The sequence below is a fragment of the Klebsiella sp. HMSC16A12 genome (genome assembly GCF_001808265.1).
GTDB classification, from domain to species: Bacteria; Pseudomonadota; Gammaproteobacteria; order Enterobacterales; family Enterobacteriaceae; genus Klebsiella; species Klebsiella pneumoniae.
Window position 1 is genome coordinate 1 of record NZ_KV792535.1, and the last position, 746, is coordinate 746.

The window sequence follows — 746 nt, forward strand, 5'->3', positions numbered from 1 at the left end:
ACAGCAGGCCAGACGAACTGTCCCTCTTCCAGGCGTTTGATAAACAGGCACAGACCATCAGCATCAGCCCAGAGTATTTTCACGGTATCGCCACGGCGTCCCCGGAAGATAAACAGATGGCCGGAGAAGGGATCCTCATCCAGAACGTGGTGTATCTGTTCGCCCAGCCCGTTGAAGGATTTACGCATATCCGTGGCCCCGGCGACCAGCCAGATGCGGGTGCCTGACGGGAGGGATATCATTGTGTCCTCCCGGTCAGTTCGCGGATCAGCACAGTCAGCAACTCTGACGACGGGTTCTCCAGCGTCATTTTGCCGTGGCGGAACTCAACATGACAGGAAGTGGCGCTGGCGTGAGCGGAGGAGAACGTACACAGAGTGTCATTCTCTGCTGCGGGCAACGGGTCGTTGATAACGTCGACGGACAACAGAGTCGGAGAAGCCGGAAGAGATTGAGGTACCACCGGCCCCACGATAGTTGCAGGCATTCGACGAGAGATTCGCTCCTCTCTCTGCCAGAGGCGTAGCCACTTAAAAATGAGATTATTATCAACGCCATGTTCCCGCGCCAGTTGTGCGACGTTGGCATCTGGTCGTGAAGCCAGTTCGACCATCCGAAGTTTGAAGTCACTGGAATAGACGGTACGCGATTCAGTTCGCCAGTTGGCAGCATTTTCCATGAACAGAACTCCTTCTAAATTAGACGGAGCTCTAAGCTAGCGATCCCGGGACTGGAATCACAGGCGG

2 protein-coding genes are annotated in these 746 nt (G+C 55.4%); both read right to left on the minus strand.

Features of this window, described 5'->3' with window-relative positions:
• On the minus strand, positions 1-242 hold a 242-nt coding region (tnpB, locus tag HMPREF3140_RS02455; protein WP_049127915.1), incomplete at its 3' end, for an IS66 family insertion sequence element accessory protein TnpB.
• Positions 239-679, minus strand: coding sequence for a transposase (locus HMPREF3140_RS02460; protein WP_032435629.1), 441 nt, complete (start codon positions 677-679; stop codon positions 239-241). The genes HMPREF3140_RS02460 and tnpB, both read right to left, overlap by 4 nt.
• Between the last annotated feature and the right edge of the window lie 67 nt (positions 680-746).

Coding starts and splice junctions, on each gene's coding strand:
- HMPREF3140_RS02460 (WP_032435629.1), bottom strand. CDS start 679: ATGGAAAATGCTGCCAACTGGCGAACTGAATCGCGTACCGTCTATTCC.